The 18,740-nt window shown below is 72.6% G+C and carries 16 protein-coding genes; 6 read left to right on the forward strand and 10 right to left on the reverse strand.

Annotated features, from left to right (window positions below):
• Positions 1-89: 89 nt before the first annotated feature.
• The 5 genes from EDD33_RS10715 to EDD33_RS10735 are packed head-to-tail and all read right to left on the reverse strand — an operon-like array spanning position 90 to position 5,613.
• Positions 90-1,514 (reverse strand): NAD(P)/FAD-dependent oxidoreductase, encoded by a 1,425-nt coding sequence (locus EDD33_RS10715; protein ID WP_123390750.1) that lies wholly within the window; start codon positions 1,512-1,514, stop codon positions 90-92.
• Positions 1,511-2,335 carry an ABC transporter permease gene (locus EDD33_RS10720; protein WP_246003465.1) on the reverse strand — a complete coding sequence of 275 codons (825 nt, stop codon included), beginning with the start codon at positions 2,333-2,335 and terminating at the stop codon, positions 1,511-1,513. Before EDD33_RS10720 ends, EDD33_RS10715 begins: the two co-directional genes overlap by 4 nt.
• Positions 2,332-3,249: an ABC transporter permease gene (locus tag EDD33_RS10725; RefSeq protein WP_123390752.1), complete on the reverse strand. Its 918-nt coding sequence runs from the start codon at positions 3,247-3,249 to the stop codon at positions 2,332-2,334. Before EDD33_RS10725 ends, EDD33_RS10720 begins: the two co-directional genes overlap by 4 nt.
• Positions 3,246-4,430: an ABC transporter ATP-binding protein gene (locus EDD33_RS10730; RefSeq protein ID WP_123390754.1), complete on the reverse strand. Its 1,185-nt coding sequence runs from the start codon at positions 4,428-4,430 to the stop codon at positions 3,246-3,248. Before EDD33_RS10730 ends, EDD33_RS10725 begins: the two co-directional genes overlap by 4 nt.
• Positions 4,414-5,613, reverse strand: a complete 1,200-nt coding sequence (locus tag EDD33_RS10735; RefSeq protein WP_246003466.1) for an ABC transporter substrate-binding protein — start codon at positions 5,611-5,613, stop codon at positions 4,414-4,416. The genes EDD33_RS10730 and EDD33_RS10735 overlap by 17 nt, the downstream gene beginning before the upstream one ends.
• A gap of 173 nt (positions 5,614-5,786) precedes the next feature.
• On the opposite strand from EDD33_RS10735, the gene EDD33_RS10740 reads away from it, so the two are divergent.
• From EDD33_RS10740 to EDD33_RS10750, 3 genes are read left to right on the forward strand one after another with little or no spacing between them, the layout of a single operon-like run.
• The gene (locus EDD33_RS10740) at positions 5,787-6,263 is read left to right on the forward strand and encodes an Lrp/AsnC family transcriptional regulator (RefSeq protein ID WP_123390755.1); all 477 of its coding nucleotides are present in this window, start codon (positions 5,787-5,789) and stop codon (positions 6,261-6,263) included.
• Between the two features lies 1 nt (position 6,264).
• Positions 6,265-7,662, forward strand: a complete 1,398-nt coding sequence (locus EDD33_RS10745; protein ID WP_123390757.1) for an NAD(P)/FAD-dependent oxidoreductase — start codon at positions 6,265-6,267, stop codon at positions 7,660-7,662.
• A gap of 49 nt (positions 7,663-7,711) precedes the next feature.
• The gene (locus tag EDD33_RS10750) at positions 7,712-8,221 is read left to right on the forward strand and encodes an Lrp/AsnC family transcriptional regulator (protein WP_246003467.1); all 510 of its coding nucleotides are present in this window, start codon (positions 7,712-7,714) and stop codon (positions 8,219-8,221) included.
• Positions 8,222-8,234: 13 nt separating this feature from the next.
• On the opposite strand, the gene EDD33_RS10755 is transcribed toward EDD33_RS10750, so the two are convergent.
• The gene (locus tag EDD33_RS10755) at positions 8,235-9,887 is read right to left on the reverse strand and encodes a fatty acid--CoA ligase (RefSeq protein ID WP_123390759.1); all 1,653 of its coding nucleotides are present in this window, start codon (positions 9,885-9,887) and stop codon (positions 8,235-8,237) included.
• Between the two features lie 97 nt (positions 9,888-9,984).
• Here EDD33_RS10755 and EDD33_RS10760 point away from each other — a divergent pair, with 97 nt between their 5' ends.
• Positions 9,985-11,793: a gamma-glutamyltransferase family protein gene (locus EDD33_RS10760; RefSeq protein ID WP_342773613.1), complete on the forward strand. Its 1,809-nt coding sequence runs from the start codon at positions 9,985-9,987 to the stop codon at positions 11,791-11,793.
• Between the two features lie 58 nt (positions 11,794-11,851).
• Here EDD33_RS10760 and EDD33_RS10765 read toward each other — a convergent pair whose 3' ends face one another.
• From EDD33_RS10765 to EDD33_RS10775, 3 genes are read right to left on the reverse strand one after another with little or no spacing between them, the layout of a single operon-like run.
• Positions 11,852-12,679 carry an ATP-binding cassette domain-containing protein gene (locus EDD33_RS10765; protein ID WP_123390760.1) on the reverse strand — a complete coding sequence of 276 codons (828 nt, stop codon included), beginning with the start codon at positions 12,677-12,679 and terminating at the stop codon, positions 11,852-11,854.
• Positions 12,680-12,728: 49 nt separating this feature from the next.
• A complete protein-coding gene (locus EDD33_RS10770; protein ID WP_123390762.1) occupies positions 12,729-13,790 on the reverse strand; it encodes an ABC transporter permease in 1,062 nt (353 codons plus the stop codon).
• Between the two features lie 43 nt (positions 13,791-13,833).
• Positions 13,834-14,913, reverse strand: coding sequence for a substrate-binding domain-containing protein (locus EDD33_RS10775; RefSeq protein ID WP_123390764.1), 1,080 nt, complete (start codon positions 14,911-14,913; stop codon positions 13,834-13,836).
• A gap of 182 nt (positions 14,914-15,095) precedes the next feature.
• On the opposite strand from EDD33_RS10775, the gene EDD33_RS10780 reads away from it, so the two are divergent.
• Positions 15,096-16,151, forward strand: coding sequence for a LacI family DNA-binding transcriptional regulator (locus tag EDD33_RS10780; protein ID WP_211332512.1), 1,056 nt, complete (start codon positions 15,096-15,098; stop codon positions 16,149-16,151).
• 14 nt (positions 16,152-16,165) lie between these two features.
• Here EDD33_RS10780 and EDD33_RS10785 read toward each other — a convergent pair whose 3' ends face one another.
• Positions 16,166-17,125: a DNA-3-methyladenine glycosylase family protein gene (locus EDD33_RS10785; RefSeq protein WP_123390766.1), complete on the reverse strand. Its 960-nt coding sequence runs from the start codon at positions 17,123-17,125 to the stop codon at positions 16,166-16,168.
• A 51-nt stretch (positions 17,126-17,176) separates the two neighbouring features.
• Between EDD33_RS10785 and EDD33_RS10790 the strand changes: the two genes are divergently transcribed.
• A complete protein-coding gene (locus tag EDD33_RS10790; RefSeq protein WP_123390768.1) occupies positions 17,177-18,736 on the forward strand; it encodes an ATP-dependent DNA ligase in 1,560 nt (519 codons plus the stop codon).
• Positions 18,737-18,740: the final 4 nt, after the last annotated feature.

Consider the following 18,740-nt stretch of genomic DNA (forward strand, 5'->3'; position numbering starts at 1 on the left):
CCTACGGCGAGGACTTGCGATTCCGCTGACCGTAACCCGCCCGTGAGGGCGGACTATCAACTGCAGAGGTTCCTCGCGCCCGTGCGACCTCAGCTGTCGAAGCCCAGCCCCAACGCCCCCGTGGCCCTGAGCCACAGGTTCTCCCGGCCGCCGTTGGCGTCGGCGGCAGCGAGCGAGCGGCGGGTGGCCTCGATGCCGGCCCAGCGGATGGGCTCTGGAGGGAACGGGACGGGCTTGGTGCGGACCATCTCGAGGCGGGTGCGGGGGGTGTCGAGGTCGCCGAGGAGGTCGAGGACGACGTCGCCGGCGAAGCGGGTGGCACCGACGCCGAGTCCGGTGAAGCCGGCGGCGTACGCGACCCGGCCCTTCATCGCGGTGCCGTAGAACGCCGCGAAGCGGGTGCAGGTGTCGATGACGCCGCCCCAGCGGTGGCTGAAGCGCACTCCCCCGTCGACGGCGTCGCGGCCGGCGAGCTGGGGGAAGACGGTGAAGAACCGCTCCGCGAGGGTCTCGTACGTCGCCGCGCGGTGCTCGTACGCCGGCCGGATGCCGCTCCCGTAGTGGTAGACCGCGTCGTAGCCGCCCCACAGGATCCGGCCGTCGCGGGTGGTGCGGGCGTAGATGAACTGGTTGCCCGCGTCGGAGTAGCCCTCGCGCCCGTGCCAGCCGATGGCGTCGCGCTGGGCGGTCGTGAGCGGCTCGGTCATCAGCACGTAGTCGTAGACCGGCACCGTCATCAGCCGCAGCCGCCGCAGCAGCGACGGGTAGGCGTTGGTCGCCAGCACCACGTGGCGCGCCGCGACCGGGCCGGCGGCGGTCGTCAGGGTGACGCCGGAGCCGGCGGAGGCGATGCCGTCGACGCGGGTGCCCTCGCAGATGCGTACGCCGCGCGCCAGGCAGGCCGCGCGCAGGCCCCACGCCAGCCGGGCCGGCTCGAGCATGGCCGACCCCGGGTCGTGGAAGGCCGCCAGGCCGGTGGCCGTGGCCACCCGGGCCCGCAGGGCGTCCTGGTCGAGCCAGGCGACGTCGAGTCCCATCGACTGCATCGCGGCGTGCTCGCCCTGCGCCCACTCCACCTGGTGGGGCTCGTTCGCGATGGCGAGCGAGCCGGTGCGGACGAAGTCGCAGTCGATGCCGTACGCCGCCACGGTGCGCTCGATGCCGTCGAGGTTCTCGTGGCCCAGCTCGAGCAGCTCCGACATCTCCCCGGGCCACCGCGACGTGCCGTTGCCGAAGCCGTGGGTCAGGCTGGCCTCGCAGAAGCCGCCGTTGCGGCCGCTCGCCGCGTGGCCGCAGGTCTCGGCCTCCAGCACCAGCACCGAGCGGCCCGGGTCGCGCTCGACGGCCCGCAGCGCGGTCCACAGGCCGAGGTAGCCGCCGCCGACGACGACGAGGTCGGCCGCCGCCGGGCCGTCGAGGCCGGGCAGCTGCTCGGGGCGGGCGGGGTCGTCGAGCCAGTAGGCCCCCGGCCGCGCGTCCCGCAGCGCGTCGGTGATCACCGCGTGGTGGGTCACCCGGCGAGCACCCGCTCCTGGCGGCGGCGGCGTACCTCCACCGCCACGACGATGACGACCGAGACCAGGAACATCACCGTGCCCACCACGTTGACCTGCATCGGTACGCCGCGCTGCGCCACGCCCCAGACGTACATCGGGAACGTGGTCGTGTTGCCGGCGTTGAGGTTGGTGATGATGAAGTCGTCGAAGGACAGCGAGAACGACAGCAGCGCGGCGCCCAGGATGCCCGGGAACACCAGCGGCAGCGTCACCCGCCGGAAGGTCTGCACCTCGGTGGCGTAGAGGTCCATCGCCGCCTGCTCGAGGTTGTCGTCGAGCCCGGCCAGCCGGGCTCGCACGGTGACCACCACGAAGGACAGGCAGAACATGATGTGGGCGATCAGGATCGTCCAGAAGCCGAGCCGGCCGCCGAAGCCCGCCGCGACGAACAGCGCCAGCAGCGAGGAGCCCATCACGATCTCGGGCGAGGCCATCGGCAGGAAGATGCCGAGGTTGGCGGCGCTGCGGCCGTGGAAGCGGTGGCGCACCAGGGCGAAGGCCATCAGCGTGCCGAGCAGCGTCGCCACGACGGTGGCCAGCAACCCGATCTGGATGCTGCGGCTCAGCGCGCCGCACATGCCGTCGGGAGCGCACGGGTCGGCCCAGTTCTTCAGCGTGAAGCCGTCGAAGCGGTAGATCAGCCGGCTGTCGGGGTCGTTGAAGCTCATCAGGACCACGACGAAGATCGGGACGAACATGTAGAGCAGCACGAGCAGGCCGCCGGCGAGCACGAGGTGCGAGCCGACCCACCGACCGAGTCGCTGGAGGGGTCCGTTCACAGCAGCTCCTCCGTCCCCGCGCGGCGTACGTAGACCAGGACCAGCACCAGGATGAGCAGCATCAGCATCACCGACAGCGCCCCCGCGACGGGGTAGTCACCGGCGTCGGTGAACAGGTTCTGGATGACGTTGCCGATCATCCGCTGGCCGGGGCTGCCGAGCAGCTGGGCGTTGATGTAGTCGCCCACCGCCGGGATGAAGGTGAGCAGCGTGCCCGACACGACGCCGGGCAGCGACAGCGGCCAGGTGACCTTGAAGAAGCCGACGAACGGGCGGGCGTAGAGGTCGCCGGCCGCCTCCACCAGGCGCGGGTCGATCTTGTCGATGCTGGCGTAGAGCGGCAGCACCATGAAGGGCAGGAAGTTGTAGACCAGGCCGGCGATGACCGCGACCGGGGTGGCGAGCAGCCGGCCGTCGGCGCCCAGCACGTGCAGGAACTGGAGCGTGTCCACCACGAAGCCGTCGTCGCGCAGCAGCAGCTTCCACGACAGCGTCCGCACCAGGAAGCTGGTGAAGAACGGCGCGATCACCAGGATCAGCATCAGGTTCTTCCAGCGGCCCGCCTTGAAGGCGATGGCGTAGGCCAGGACGTAGCCGAGCACGAGGCAGATGGCGGTCGCCACCGCGCCGTACCAGAGCGAGCGGACCAGCGGGCGCCAGTACTCCTGGACGGCGGTGACGTAGTTGCCGAACGCCCACGACATGTCGTAGCCCTCGAGCACCGAGCCGCCGGGGTCGTAGAGGCTGGTGGCGAGCAGCGAGTAGAACGGCACCACGAAGAAGACGGCGAGCCACAGCGCGCCCGGCAGCAGCAGCCAGTAGCCGGTCAGGTTGCGGCGGGGCGGCTTGGCGGGCGGGGCCGGCTCGGGGGCGGCGGCCGACGACCCGGCGGGCCGCGTCGCGGTCGCGGTCACGACGGCAGGTCCGACCGGTCGATCCCCGCCGAGGCGTCCTGCTCGTGGTCGAGCAGGAAGGCGTAGTCGGGTCGCCACGAGACGTCGACCGACTCACCGGTGCGGAACAGCCGGCGGCGGCCGGTGTTCTGCTCGAAGACCTGCAGCTCCTGGCCCCAGGGCATCCGGACGAGGTACTGCGTGGAGACGCCCACGAAGCTGACGTCACTGATCACGCCGCCCGGGATGCTGTTGCCCGGGGCGTCGATGACCTCGCCGACCTCGGCGATCAGCACCTTCTCGGGCCGGATGCCGACCCACGCGCGGTGGCCGGCGGTGGTCTCGAGGTGCGCCCGTGCGGTCGGCACCGAGACGACGGTGCCCTGCATGTCGACCGTGACCACGTCGCCCTCGCGGCCGACCACGGTGCCCTCGATGAGGTTGGACTGGCCCAGGAAGTTGGCCACGAAGGTGGTGCGGGGGTTCTCGTAGAGCTCGGCCGGGGCGCCCATCTGCTCGATCACGCCGGCGTTCATCACCGCGACGGTGTCGGCCATGGTCATGGCCTCCTCCTGGTCGTGGGTGACGTGGACGAAGGTCAGCCCGACCTCGGTCTGGATCCGCTTGATCTCGATCTGCATCGAGCGGCGCAGCTTGAGGTCGAGCGCACCGAGCGGCTCGTCGAGCAGCAGCACCTCAGGGTTGTTGATCAGCGCCCGGGCCAGCGCGACGCGCTGCTGCTGGCCGCCGGAGAGCTGCGCCGGCTTCTTGCGGGCCTGCGACTCCAGCTCGACCAGGGCGAGCATCTGCTCCACGGCCGGCTTCACGTCCGAGCGCTTGCGGCGCCGCAGCCCGAAGGCGATGTTCTCGAAGATGTCGAGGTGGGGGAAGAGCGCGTAGTTCTGGAACACGGTGTTGACCGGGCGCCGGTAGGGCTTCTCCCAGGTGATGTCGCGGTCCCCCAGCGTGATGGTGCCCGAGGTCGGGGTCTCCAGCCCCGCCACCATCCGCAGCGTGGTGGTCTTGCCGCAGCCCGAGGGACCGAGCAGCGCGAAGAACGAGCCGCTGGGGATGTCGAGGTCGAGCGACTTCACCGCGGTGAAGCTGGCGAACTCCTTGGTCAGGCTGCGCAGGTGCAGCCCGCCGCCCGTCCCGCGGTCGTCGCTCGCGTCTGCCTCCCGGGCCTCAACCGCCTGTGACATCGGACCACTCTCCTTCGTACTGCTGGTTCTGTCGCTCGTCGAGGGCCATGAAGTCGAAGGTGTCCTCGAGCTCCTCCTCGGTGGGGAAGATCAGCCGGTTGTCGACCAGCGAGTCGTCGATCTTCTCCATCTCCTCGCGGGCCCCCTCGACCGGACAGATGTAGTTGACCCACGCGGCGAGCTGGGCGGCGTTCTTGGGGTCGTAGTAGAAGTCGATCCAGGACTCGGCGTTCTCCTGGTGCTGGGCCTTGTTGGGCACCAGCATGTTGTCGCTCCAGAGGTTCAGCCCCTCCTCCGGCACCACGAACTTGATGTCGGGGTTCTCGAACTGGGCCTGGATGACGTCGCCGGACCACGCCTCGCAGGCCACGATGTTGCCGGCCGTGAGGTCCTGGATGTACTCGTTGCCGGTGAAGGCCCGGACGTGGCCGCCGCGCACGACCTTGCGCAGGTAGTCCAGCCCGTCCTGCCACTGGTCCTCGGTGAAGTCGTCGGGGTTGCCGCCGGTCACCTTGATGACGAAGGCCATCGTGTCGCGCATCTCCGAGAGCAGCGTGACCTTGCCCTTGAGGTCGGGCCGGGTGAGCAGCGCCTCGAAGCTGCCGACCTCCTTGGTCAGCTTGGCGTTGTAGGCGATGCCGGTCAGACCGCTCTGCCACGGCGCGGAGTAGGTGCGCTCGGGGTCCCAGGCCCGGTCGCGCAGCGCGGGGATCAGGTTGTCGTGGAGGTTCTGGACCTTGCTGCGCTCCAGCGGCTGCACCCAGCCCAGGTCGATCACGCGGGCGGCCATCCAGTCGGTGAGCACCATGATGTCGCGGTCGATCGCCTGGCAGTCGCCGAGCTGGTTGCGGACCTTGGCGAAGAACTCCGCGTTGTCGCTGACGTCGTCGGTGTAGTCGACCGTGATCCCGGTCTGCTTCTCGAACAGCTGCAGCGTGCTGACGTAGTCCTTCTCCGGCGGGTCGATGTAGGCTGGCCAGTTGGACACGATCAGGTCCTTGGCCCGGGCCGACATGTCGGCCGCCTTGCACGTGCGGGGGTCCTGCACCGCCGAGGGCGTGCCGAACAGCGGCAGCACCGCGACGCTGCCCAGCGCGAAGGCGCTCGCCCCCGCCCCCTTGAGGAACGTACGACGCGACAGCGGGCCCTGGGCCCCACCGCCTGCCAGTCGGTTGCCTGCCACCCGGTCCTCCTCGTCGTCCGCGGCACACCTTCACACGACAGCAGGCCCAGTGACAAGGGATTCCGTCGTGGCGACACATGATTGCCACGGAAACGTCACATTCGAGGCGCTCCGAGCACGGAATGAGGCGTCACGTGCTTGCCGTCGGCGCGACCGGACGACACCATGGCCCCATGACGGACAGGCCCGTGACCCGGGGGAACGGTCTCATCGACGACGTCTCCAAGTCGATCATCGAGCAGCTGCAGCAGGACGGCAGGCGCTCGTACGCCGCCATCGGCAAGGCCGTGGGGCTCTCCGAGGCCGCCGTGCGGCAGCGGGTGCAGCGGCTCACCGACGCCGGCGTGATGCAGATCGTCGCCGTCACCGACCCGCTCCAGCTCGGCTTCGGCCGCCAGGCCATGGTCGGCATCCACACCGACGGACCGGTGCAGCCGGTCGCGGACGCGCTCGCGGAGATGGACGAGATCATCTACGTGGTGATGACCGCCGGCGGCTACGACGTGCTGTGCGAGGTGGTCAGCGCCAGCGACGAGGAGCTGCTCGACCTCGTCGCGCGCCGGATGCGGGCGGTGCCGGGGGTGCGCTCGACGGAGACCTTCATGTATCTCAAGCTGGCCAAGCAGACCTACTCGTGGGGCGTCCGCTGAGGTGCCGACGACCCCGTCGTCCTACGCCGACCTCTCGCTGTGGCACGCGACCCTGGGCGAGCCGCTGGTGCCCCGGGCCTCCCTCCCCGGCAGCGGCGAGGCCGACGTCGTGGTGGTCGGCGCCGGCCTGACCGGGCTGTGGACCGCCTACTACCTCGTGCGGGCCGACCCGACGCTGCGCGTGGTGGTGCTGGAGCAGGAGATCGCCGGCTTCGGCGCGTCGGGCCGCAACGGCGGCTGGTGCAGCGCGCTGTTCCCCACCTCCTGGGACGCGCTCGTGGCCGCGGGCGGGCACGACGGCGCGCTGCGGCAGCACCGGGCGATGCAGGAGACGGTCCGTGAGGTGGGCCGGGTCGCCGCCGCGGAGGGCATCGGGGCCGACTACGTCCGGGGTGGCACGGTCACCCTGGCCCGCTCGGCGGTGCAGCTGGAGCGGCTCCGCGAGGCGGTCGGCACGGCCCACGCGCGCGGGTTCACCGAGGACGACGAGCGGCTGCTGGACGCCGGTGAGGCGCGGTCGCTGCTCGACGCCGACGGCGTCCTCGGCGGCACCTTCACGCCGCACACCGCCGCCGTGCACCCGGCCCGGCTGGTGCGTGGGCTGGCCCGCGTCGTCGAGGCCGCCGGTGTCCGCGTCCACGAACGGACCCGCGCCACCCGGATCGCCCCCGGGCGGGTCGAGACCGACCACGGCACCGTCCGCGCCGCCCACGTGGTGCGGGCCACCGAGGGCTGGACCGACCGGCTCGCGCCGCGCGCCGTGGTGCCGGTGTACTCCCTCATGGTCGCCACCGAGCCGCTCGACGAGGCCGCCTGGGCCCGGATCGGGCTCCACGACCGGCCCACCTTCACCGACGGCCGGCACCGCATCATCTACGGCCAGCGCACCGCCGACGGTCGGCTGGCCTTCGGCGGCCGCGGGGCGCCGTACCACTTCGGCAGCCGCGTCCACCCGTCGTACGACGCGGAGCCGCGGGTCTTCGACGACCTCGAGCGCACCCTGCGCGAGCTCCTCCCCCAGCTCGGCGACGCCGCGACCGGGGTGCGGTTCACGCACCGCTGGGGCGGACCGCTGGCCATCGCCCGCGACTGGGCCGCCTCGGTCGGGCTGGACCGGGCGACCGGGCTGGCCTGGGCGGGCGGGTACGTCGGCGACGGCGTCTCGACCACCAACCTGGCCGGCCGCACGCTGGCCGACCTGATCACCGGCACCGCCAGCGACCTGGTCGACCTGCCGTGGGTGCAGCACCGCAGCCGTCGCTGGGAGCCCGAGCCGTTGCGCTGGCTGGGCATCAACGCCGGGCTGATGGCGATGACGCTGGCCGACGCCGAGGAGGAGCGCACCGGACGCAGCAGCCGACTGGCCCGGCTGATGGCGCCCCTCACCGGCGGGCACTGACCGCCCGGAAACCTCGTCGGCCGGGCCCGGCGGGTGCGATCATCGCCAGGTGATCAAGGGCGAGCTCGTGCACGAGGGAGCAGCCGTGGCGACGACGACGCGACCGACGCAGGCCCGGATGGACCCCGCGACCAAGGCGATCATCGGGCTGCTCCAGCGTGACGGCCGGCGACCGTACGACGAGATCGCCGACGAGCTCGGGCTGACCGAGGCCGAGGTCGAGCAGCGCGTGGCCCGCCTCGAGGACGCCGGGCTGCTCCAGATCACCGCCGTCACCGACCCGCTGCAGATGGGGTTCGCCCGCCAGGCGATGCTCGGCGTCACCGTGAGCGGGGTGCCTCCCAAGGTCGTGGCGCAGGCGGTCTCGCAGATCCCCGAGGTCTCCTACGTCGTGCTCACCGCCGGCGGGTTCGACCTGCTGGTCGAGGTGATCGGCACCAGCGACGCCCACCTGCTCGAGCTGGTCACCCGGATCAAGCCCCTCGAGGGCGTGACCGCGGTCCAGCCCTTCCTCTACCTCGAGCTGCACAAGCAGACCTACACGTGGGGCGTGCGCTGAGCACGTCCTGGGCTCAGACCTGCTTCACCTCGACCTCGCCGTCGGCGTACCACTTGCGGATGACCTTCTTGTCGAACTTGCCGACGCTGGTGCGCGGCACCTGGTCAATGAAGGCCCAGGAGTCGGGCAGCTGCCACTTGGCGAAGTCCTTGGCCAGGAAGTCCCGCAACTGCTCCGGCGTCAGCGACGCGCCCTCGCGCACCACGACCGAGGCGAGCGGGCGCTCGTCCCACCTCTCGTCAGGGATCGCCACCACGGCGGCCTCGACGACGTCCTCGTGCGCCATCAGCGCGTTCTCGAGGTCGACCGAGCTGATCCACTCCCCGCCCGACTTGATGACGTCCTTGGAGCGGTCGGTGAGCGTGATGAAGCCGAGCTCGTCGAGCTTGCCGACGTCGCCGGTGCGCAGCCAGCCGTCGTGGAACTTCGCCTCCGCCTCCGGGTCGTCGGACGCGTAGTAGGCGCCCGTCACCCACGGCCCGCGGACCTCCAGCTCGCCGACCGCGGCGCCGTCGGTGGCCATCACCTCGCCGGCGTCGGAGACGATCCGACCCTCCACGCCGCACAGCAGTCGGCCCTGGGTGCCGCGGTAGTGCCACGCCGCGTCGGTCTCCTCCTCGACGCCGAGCGGCGGACGTCCGGCGGAGGCGACGGGCGAGGTCTCGGTCATGCCCCACGCCTGGCGCACCTCGATGCCGTGCTTCTCCCACAGCCCCTTCTGCAGCGACAGCGGCACCGCCGAGCCGCCGCACAGGATCAACCCCAGCGAGTCCGGCTTGGCCTCGGGGTGGGCGTCGAGGTAGCCGAGCACGTCGTTCCACACCGTCGGCACGGCGCCCGACACCGTCGGCCTCGAGGCCGCCATGAACCGGCACAACGGCTCGGCCTGCAGCCACCGGTCGGGCATGCACAACGAGGCGCCGCTCATCAGGGCGGCGTAGACCAGGCCCCAGGCGTTGGCGTGGAACTGCGGCACGATCGGCAGCACGCGGGAGTGGGCGTCGAGCCCGGCGACGGTGCCGGTCCAGATCGCCATCGAGTGCAGGTACGCCGACCGGTGGCTGTAGACCACGCCCTTGGGGTTGCCCGTCGTGCCGCTCGTGTAGCACATCGCCGCCGCGTCACGCTCGTCGATCTCGGGCCAGTCGAAGGTGTCCGGCTGGGCGTCCAGCAGCGCGTCGTACACGTGCACCTGCTTGCCGGACGCGCGCAGCGACTCGAGGTCGGCCTCGGCCGCCTCGGGGCCGGCGACCAGCACGTGCTCGACGGTGGTCATCTCCCCCAGGTGAGGCGCGAGCAGCGGGACCAGCGAGCCGTCGACGATGACGACGCGGTCCTCGGCGTGGTTGGCGATGTAGACGAGCTGGTCGGCGGGGAGCCGGATGTTGAGGGTGTGCAGCACCGCGCCCATCGAGGGCACCGCGAGGTAGGCCTGCAGGTGCTCGGCGTTGTTCCACATAAAGGTGCCCACGCGCTGGTCACCGTCGATGCCCAGGCCGCGCAGCGCCCCGGCCAGCTGCGCGACGCGCGTGCCGAGCTCGGCGTACGACATCGAGCGGGTGCCGTCGGCCGTCGCGGTCACCACCTCGGAGTCCCGGTGCACGGTGGTGCCGTGGCGGGTGATCATGCCGATGGTGAGCTGGACGTCCTGCATGGTGCTGCGCATCGTGGGTCCTTCCGGGGAACGGTGGGCGGGAGGGGTGGAGCGAAGCCTGTCCCACCGGCGACCCGATGACCAGACCCCGTCTCCTAGGGTCGTGCGGGTGACCCCCTTCACCACGCGCCCCACCCTGTCCGGCAGCTTCGGCATGGTCTCCTCCACCCACTGGCTGGCCTCCCAGGCCGCGATGCGGATGCTCGAGCTCGGCGGCAACGCCTTCGACGCCGCGGTCGCCGGCGGCTTCGTGCTGCACGTCGTGGAGCCGCACCTCAACGGACCCGGCGGCGACCTGCCCGCCATCGTCGCGACCGCCGCCGACCCGCGACCGCAGGTGCTGTGCGGACAGGGCCCGGCGCCCGCCGCGGCCACGCCCGAGGCGTTCGCGCGGATGGGCCTGGACCACGTGCCCGGGTCGGGCCCGGTCGCCTCGGCGGTGCCCGGGGCGGTCGACGCCTGGCTGCTGCTGCTGCGCGACCACGGCTCGTTGCCCCTGGCCACCGTGCTGGAGCCGGCCATCGGCTACGCCCGCGACGGCCACCCGCTGCTCCCCCGCGTCGCCGCCACCATCGAGCGGGTGCGCGAGCTGTTCGAACGGGACTGGCCGACCTCGGCCGAGGTCTGGCTGCCCGGCGGGGAGGTGCCGGTGGCGGGCGAGCTGTTCGCCAACCCGGCGTACGCCGCGGTGCTGCAGCGGCTCGCCGACGTCGCCACCGCGGCCGGCGACGAGGTCGCCGTGCAGGCGCAGGCCGCGCGCAGGGAGTGGGGCGAGGGCTTCGTCGCCGAGGCCGTCGAGGCGTTCGCCGACCGCGAGTTCCCCGCCGCCGACGGGCGGCTGCTCCCCGGTCTGGTGCGGGGCTCGGACCTGGCGGCGTACAGCGCCACCTGGGAGCCGGCGGCGGTGATGGAGTGGCACGGCGTGCAGGTCGCCAAGACCGGGCTCTGGGGCCAGGGCCCCGCGCTGCTGCAGGTGCTGGCCGTGCTCGACCGGCTGGCCGAGACCCACGGGCCCGACGTCCTCGACCCCGACACCGAGCTCGGCATGCACGCCGTGGTGGAGGCCTGGAAGCTGGCCATGGCCGACCGCGAGGCGTGGTTCGGCGAGGCGGCGCCGGTCACGGTCGCGCAGCTCCTCGACCCGGCGTACGTCGCCGAGCGGGCCGCCCTGGTGGGCACGCGCGCCGAGGCCGGGCTCCGACCCGGCTCCCCCGGCGGCCTGGAGCCGCGCCTGGCCGAGCACGTACGCCGGCTGCTGGCGGGCGAGGCCACCGACCGCGCCGCGGACGTCACCACCGGGGAGCCGACGGTCGAGCGCGACGGCACCACCCGCGGCGACACCTGCCACCTCGACGTCGTCGACCGCTGGGGCAACATGATCTCGGCGACCCCGAGCGGCGGCTGGCTGCAGTCCTCCCCGACCATCCCCGAGCTCGGGTTCTGCCTGGGCAGCCGGTCACAGATGTTCTGGCTCGACGAGGGCCTGCCCGCCTCGCTCGCCCCCGGCGCCCGGCCGCGCACCACGCTGACGCCGACGCTGGTGCTGCGCGACGGCGTGCCGGTGCTGGCGTGCGGCTCGCCCGGCGGCGACCAGCAGGACCAGTGGCAGTCGCTGTTCCTGCTGCGCCACGTCGTCGGCGGCCGGGAGCTGCAGGAGGCCATCGACGCGCCGATGTTCCACACCGACGGCTTCCCCGGCTCCTTCCACCCGCGCACGATGGCGCCGGCGTCGCTGTCGGTCGAGGACCGCGTCGACCCCGCGACGCTCGAGGCGCTGGAACGACGCGGCCACGTCGTCACCCGCGAGGGTCCGTGGTCGCTGGGCCGGATGTGCGCGGTCGCCCGCGACCCCCGCACGGGGCTGCTGACGGCCGCGGCGAACCCCCGCGGGATGCAGGGGTACGCCGTCGGCCGCTAGCCCGACGCAGCAGGGGCGGCCACCTCCGGAGGCCAGCTCCTGAGGTCGGCCCCGGAGGTCAGCCCCGGACGCTGCCGGGGGTGTCCTCGAGGGTGGTCGCGCCGGTCATGATCGCCACCGCCTCGCTCGGGGTGTGGGTCTTGGGCGTGATGATGCCGGCGCACCGGCCCAGCCGCTGGATGTGGATCCGGTCGGCCACCTCGAACACGTTGGGCATGTTGTGGCTGATCAGGATGACCGGCAGCCCGCTGTCGCGGACGCGCTCGATCATCTGCAGCACCTGGTTGGTCTCCTTGACGCCCAGCGCGGCGGTCGGCTCGTCGAGCACGATCAGCTTGGTCGCGAACGCCGCGGCGCGGGCCACGGCCACCGCCTGGCGCTGACCGCCCGAGAGCGTCTCGACGGGCTGCGCCATGTTCTGCAGGGTGCCGATGCCCAGGTCGGCCATCGACTTGCCGGCGCTCTCGCGCATGCCCTTGTGGTCGAGCATCCGGAACACCGAGCCGAGCGGCCCGGAGCGACGCATCTCGCGCCCCAGGAACATGTTGGCCGCGATGTCGAGCGCGGGGGCGACCGCGAGCGTCTGGTAGACGGTCTCGATGCCGGCCTCGCGGGCGTCCTGGGGACGCTTGAAGTTGACCAGCTCGCCGTCGAGGCGCACCTCGCCCGCGTCGGGCACGATCGCCCCGGTCGCGGCCTTGATCAGCGTCGACTTGCCGGCGCCGTTGTCGCCGATGATGGCCAGCACCTCACCGGGGTAGAGGTCGAAGTCGACCCCGTCGAGGCCGACGACGCGACCGAAGGTCTTGACCAGGCCTCGGGCGGAGAGCACCGGGGCGCGGCCGTCGTGCGAGGTGGTGCCGGTCTCGGGGGTGGTGGCGGTCATGACAGGGCCTCCGGGGTGGGGGTGACGGGTGCGGACGCGGGGCGGGCGCTCATGCGCGCACCTTGCGGATCCACTGGTCGATCGAGACGGCGATGATGACGAGCAGGCCGATGGACAGCACCCGCCACTGGTCGTCCACGCCGGCCAGCGAGAGCCCGGTGCGGAAGTAGCCGACGATGAGGGCGCCGAGCAGCGTCCCCAGCAGGGCACCGCGGCCACCGAACAGGCTGGTGCCGCCGATGACGACGGCGGTGATGGACTCCAGGTTGGCGTCGGCCGCGGCGTTGGGGCTGGCCGCCCCGGCTCGCCCGATCAGGATCCACGCGGTGATGCCGTAGATCAGGCCGGCGATCGTGTAGACGCTCAGCAGCACCCGGTTGACCGAGATGCCGACCAGGCGGGCGGACTCGGCGTCGTTGCCGACGGCGTACAGGTGACGGCCCCAGGTGGTCTGCTTGAGCACGAACCCGATCACGACGTAGAGAAGCACGACCATGAAGACGCCGGTGGTGATGCGCAGGCCGCCCAGGTTGACGATCTCGCCCGTCCAGACCATCAGGTCGGGCATGGCGCCGGCCTGGACGCTCTGGCCGCCGGAGTAGAGCAGCGCCATCGCGGTGAACACCGACAGCGTGCCGAGCGTGACGATGAAGGGTGGCAGCCGCAGCCGCGTCACCAGCAGGCCGTTGATCGCACCCGCTGCCGTCCCGACCGCGATGCCGACCAGCACCGCCAGCGGCCCGGGAAGGCCGCTGTCGGCGCTCAGCTTGGCGCTGAACAGCATGGCCAGGATCGCGATGGCGCCGACCGAGAGGTCGATGCCGGCGGTGAGGATGATCAGGGTCTGCCCCACCGCCAGGGCGGCGACGACCGCGACCTGCTGCAGGATCAGCGACTGCGTGCGCAGCGTGCCGAAGTTGGGGTTCAGGTAGGTGAAGACCAGGAAGGACACGACGAGCACCAGGAGCGGGCTGATCGCGGGGTAGGCGTGCAGCACGTGCTGCACCCGCTGGGCCGGCGAGCGCCGGCGCTTGGCGAACTGCTCCGCCGCGGTGTTGGCGGGCGGTGCGGGGGTCTCCGCGCCGGGTGTGGCGGGACTGGTGGTGCTCACGTGGCCTCCCTGGCCGAGTGGGGGTGATGGTCGGTGCCAGGGCTCAGCCCCAGCAGAGCTCCGTGCCCTTGGTGGTGTCGATGGAGTCCAGGCCCTCGGCCGGGTTGTCGGTCACCAGCTGCACGCCGGTGTCGTAGAAGTCCAGGCCCTCGGTGGGCTCGGGCGCCTTGCCACCGTCGGCGATCTTCTTGATCGCCTTCACGCCCAGCTCGGCCATCTGCACGGGGTACTGCTGCGAGGTCGCGCCGATGACGCCGTCCTTGACCGACTTCACGCCGTCGCAGCCGCCGTCGATCGAGACGATGAGCACGCCGTCCTCGGAGCCGGCCTGCTGCAGCGCGCCGTACGCCCCGACGGCCGCGGGCTCGTTGATCGTGTAGACGACGTTGATGTCGGGGTTCTTGGTCAGGCAGTTCTCCATCGCGGTGCGACCGCCGTCCTCGGCACCCGTCGTGGGCTCGTTGCAGACGATCTCGTAGTCGCCGCCGTCGTAGGAGCCGGTGGGGTCCTCGTCGCCGTTCTTCTTCTCGTCCTTGGTGTCGATCCCCATGCCGGTGAGGAAGCCCTGGTCGCGGTCGTAGTCGACCGAGATGATCTTGTCGTTGAACAGGTCGAGCATGGCGATGGTGGCCTTCTCGCCCTCGAGCTGCGACTTGGTCCACTCGCCGATCAGCTCGCCGGCCTTGAAGTTGTCGGTGGCGAAGGTGACGTCGACGGTGTCGGCCGGGTCGGGCGGGGTGTCGAGCGCGATCACGTAGAGGCCCTGGTCGCGGGCCTTCTCGATGGCGGGGTTCACGCCGGGGCCGTTGGGGGTGATCAGGATGCCCTGGTCACCGCGGGCGATGGCGTCCTCGATGGCGGCGATCTGGGTCTGCTCGTCGCCGTCCTCCTTGCCCGCGGCGGTGGTGATCTTGACGCCGTCGGCCTCGCCGGCCTTCTTCGCACCCTCCTGCATCGTGACGAAGAAGGGGTTGGAGGAGTTCTTGGTGATCAGGGTGACGCCGACGTCGTCCCCGCCGCCGGAGCCGCTGCCACCCCCGCTGCCGCAGGCGGCCATCGCGAGGCACGAGGCCCCGACCACGGCGGAGACGAGGGTGCGGCGGTGACGCAGGGAGTTGAGCATCGCGAGAAGTCCTTTCGGGTGGTCCTCGGTGGCGCTACGCCCGCTGCGTGCCGTCCAACCGATGACAACGTTGTCTACGAGGGGTTACATTGCGCCTGTCGCGACGTTGTGTCAAGCGTCACAACCGCGTCTGACAAAGTTGTCTACTCCCGGACAACGGCCCCCTAGCCCCTGGAGCCACCGTGACCCCCAGCACGCCCCCCGCCTCCGGGCGCGCCACGATGCACGACGTCGCGACCCACGCCGGGGTGTCGCTCAAGTCGGTCTCCCGCGTCGTCAACGACGAGCCGGGGGTCTCCGCGGCGTTGGGCGAGCGCGTACGCCGCGCGGTCGCCGAGCTCGGCTACCGGCACAACCTCGCCGCGAGCAACCTGCGCCGGGGGCGGGCCACCGGCGCCATCGGGATGCTCGTGCAGGACGTCTCCAACGGGTTCTGCGCCGAGGCACTGCGGGCCGTGGAGGACCGGGCCCGCGAGCGCGGCATCGTGGTGATGGCGGCCAGTAGCGACGAGGACGGCCCCCGCGAGCGCGAGGTCGTCGCCGGGCTAGTGGCCCGCCGCGTGGACGGCCTGCTGCTGATGCCCACCTCGCCCGACCTCGGCTGGCTGGCCGCCGAGATCGACGCCGGCCTCCCCGTGGTCGCCGTCGACCGCCGCCCGGCCGTGCCCGAGATCGACGCTGTGGTGGTCGACAACCGGGGCGCCAGCGCGGAGGCGGTCGGGCACCTCGTGGCCCACGGCCACCGCCGCGTGGCCCACCTCGGCGACGACTCGACCATCATCACCGCCGCGGAGCGGCTGGACGGCTACCGCTCCGCGCTCCGCGCCACCGGCGTGGTGCCCGACCCCGCCCTGGAGCTCACCGGGCTGCGCTCGCGCGAGGCGGCCCGCGACGCGGTGCTCGCGCTGCTCGACCTCCCCGACCCGCCCACCGCGCTGTTCGCGGCCCGCAACGTCATCTGCGAGGGCGCGGTGCTCGCGCTGCAGCAGCGCGGCCTCACGCACCGTGTCGCGCTTGTCGGCTTCGACGACCTGCCGGTGGCGGAGATGCTCGACCCCGGCATCACCGTGGTCACGCAGAACCCGCACGAGATCGGCACCCGGGCGATCGACCTGCTGCTGCGTCGCCTGGACGGCGACACCTCGACCCGCACCACCGAGGTGGTGCCCACCTCGCTGATCCGCCGCGGCTCCGGTGAGATCGCCGGACCCGACGGTGCGCGGGCGGTCGGCGCCTAGTCGATCGGGCCCCCCTAGCGGCGTACGGGCAGGTGGCGGCGCGGGGCCATCCTGGCCCCACGGCGCGGGCGCACCAGACCGGCCAGCTCGACGAGGCGCTGCACGCGGTGCCGGTGGCCGGCGTACGGCTCCAGGAGCTCGGCCAGGCGCTCGTCGGTGGTGCCGTCCTCACCGGTCAGCGCCCAGCCGACGTTCTCGGCCACGTGGTAGTCGCCGAAGCTGACCGAGTCGGCGTCGCCGAGCGCCCGCGAGCGCACCTCGGCACTGGTCCACACCCCGATGCCCGGCAGGGTGCGCAGCCGCCGGTCGAACTCCGTCGGGTGCTCGCGGCCGGCCCGCTCCAGCGCCGTCGCGACCCGGGCGGCGTGCATCAGCGGCCGTGACCGCGCTCCGTCGACGTGGCAGGCCAGCCACTCCCACGAGGGCACCGCGCGCAGCTGCGCGGGCGAGGGCTGCACCCACAGCCGCACCTCGGGCTCGGGCATCGACGGCGGCCCCGGCGCCCGCTCGCCGAACCGGTGGACCAGGCGCCGGAAGCCCGCGAACGCCTCCTGCCCGGTCACCTTCTGCTCGATCACGGCCGGCACCAGCGACTCCATCACCAGCCCGGTCGCCCCGAGCCGCCAGTGGCCGTAGCGACGCCAGGCGTGGGCCAGCGGCTCCGGCGGCACGAAGCCGGTCGGGTCGTCGTCGGCGCCGAGCATCCGGGGCACGGAGTCGAGCACCCAGTCGCTGCCGCTCCCCCACGCCGTCGCGTGCACCTCGCCGTCCCGTGGCCGGGGCAGCAGCCGCAGCGTGGCCGGGCCCTCGGGCGTGCGCACCCCGCGCCAGGTCGCGCCGTCGCCGGTGGTGCGGAAGGTCGGGTCGCCCGAGCCGCGCCGGTGCGTCGAGAGCACCAGCGGCACCGGGCAGGGCCACCCCGGGCGCCAGACCCGGGTCTGCCCCGGGTGCGGGACCGCGGTGCCGGGAGCCATGGGAGGAGCGTATGCCGGGCCGCTGTCAGGACCGACTGCCACGATGGCCCCATGCTGCTCGCCCGGATCGTCGAGGTCTCGACCGCCGTCGCCGCCACCCGGTCCCGGCTGGAGAAGCGCCGCCTGATCGCGGACCTGCTGCGCGAGGCCCGGGGTACCGACCACGACGCCGGCACCGACGAGGCCGGGGCGGCCGACGAGGTCGAGCTGGCGGCGACCTACCTCTCCGGCACGCTCCGGCAGCGGCGCACCGGGCTCGGCTGGCGCGCGCTGACCGACCTGCCCGATCCCGCCGCCGCGCCCTCGGTCGAGGTGACCGAGGTCGACGCGACACTGGAGGAGCTGTCCTCCTTGGCCGGCAGCGGCTCCAGCACCGCCCGACGCGCGGCCGCCGCGGCGCTCTTCGCCCGGCTGACCGCGCCCGAGCAGGAGTTCCTGCGGGCGGTGATGACGGGCAACGTGCGCCAGGGCGCCCTCGACTCGGTGATGCTCGACGCCGTCGCGGCGGCGGCCGAGGTCCCCCTGGAGGAGGTGCGTCGCGCCGCGATGTTCAGCGCCCCCACCGGCCCGATCGCCGCGGCGGCGCTGACCGGTGGCCCGGCGGCGCTGCGGCGCTTCGAGCTGCTCGTCGGCCGGCCGGTCCGCCCGATGCTGGCCGGTACCGCCCCCGACGTCACCGCCGGGGTCGAGAAGGTCGCCGCCGGGGAGGCGGTCGCGGTCGACACCAAGCTCGACGGCATCCGGATCCAGGTCCACCGCCGGGGCGACGACGTGGCGGTCTTCACCCGCAGCCTCGACGAGATCGGCGAGCGGCTGCCGGAGGTCGTCGAGGTCGCGCGGTCGCTGCCCGGGGGCGACCTCGTCCTCGACGGCGAGGCGCTGACCCTCGACGAGCAGGGCCGGCCCCGCCCCTTCCAGGAGACCGCCTCGACGACGGCCACGCACACCGGAGCGACCGGCATCCGCCCGTTCTTCTTCGACCTGCTGCTCGAGGGGTCCGACTCGTTCATCGAGCGCCCCACCCACGAGCGCCTCGCCCGCCTCGACGAGGTGGTCCCCGAGGAGCACCGCGTCGCCCGCCTGGTGACCGACTCCCCCGACGAGGCGCAGCGGTTCTTCGACGAGGCCGTCGCCGCGGGCCAGGAGGGCGTGATCCTCAAGCGCCTCGACGCGCCGTACGACGCCGGCCGCCGTGGCTCGGCCTGGGTCAAGGTCAAGCCCCGCCACACCCTCGACCTCGTCGTGCTCGGCGTCGAGTGGGGCAGCGGCCGTCGCGAGGGCTGGCTGTCCAACCTCCACCTCGGCGCCCGCGACGACCGCCCCGGCCACGACGGCTTCGTGATGCTCGGCAAGACCTTCAAGGGCATGACCGACGAGATGCTGGCCTGGCAGACCGAGCGCTTCCTCGGCCTGGAGACCCGACGCACGCGCGGCACGGTCTTCGTCGACCCGGTCCAGGTCGTCGAGATCGCCTTCGACGGCGTGCAGCGCTCCACCCGCTACCCCGGCGGCGTGGCGCTGCGGTTCGCCCGGGTGCTGCGCTACCGCGACGACAAGCCGGCCGCCGAGGTCGACCCGCTCTCGCGGCTGCTCGAGCTGCGCGACGGCTGAGCCG

It is taken from the genome of Nocardioides aurantiacus (assembly GCF_003752505.1).
In the GTDB taxonomy this organism is placed as follows: domain Bacteria; phylum Actinomycetota; class Actinomycetes; order Propionibacteriales; family Nocardioidaceae; genus Marmoricola; species Marmoricola aurantiacus.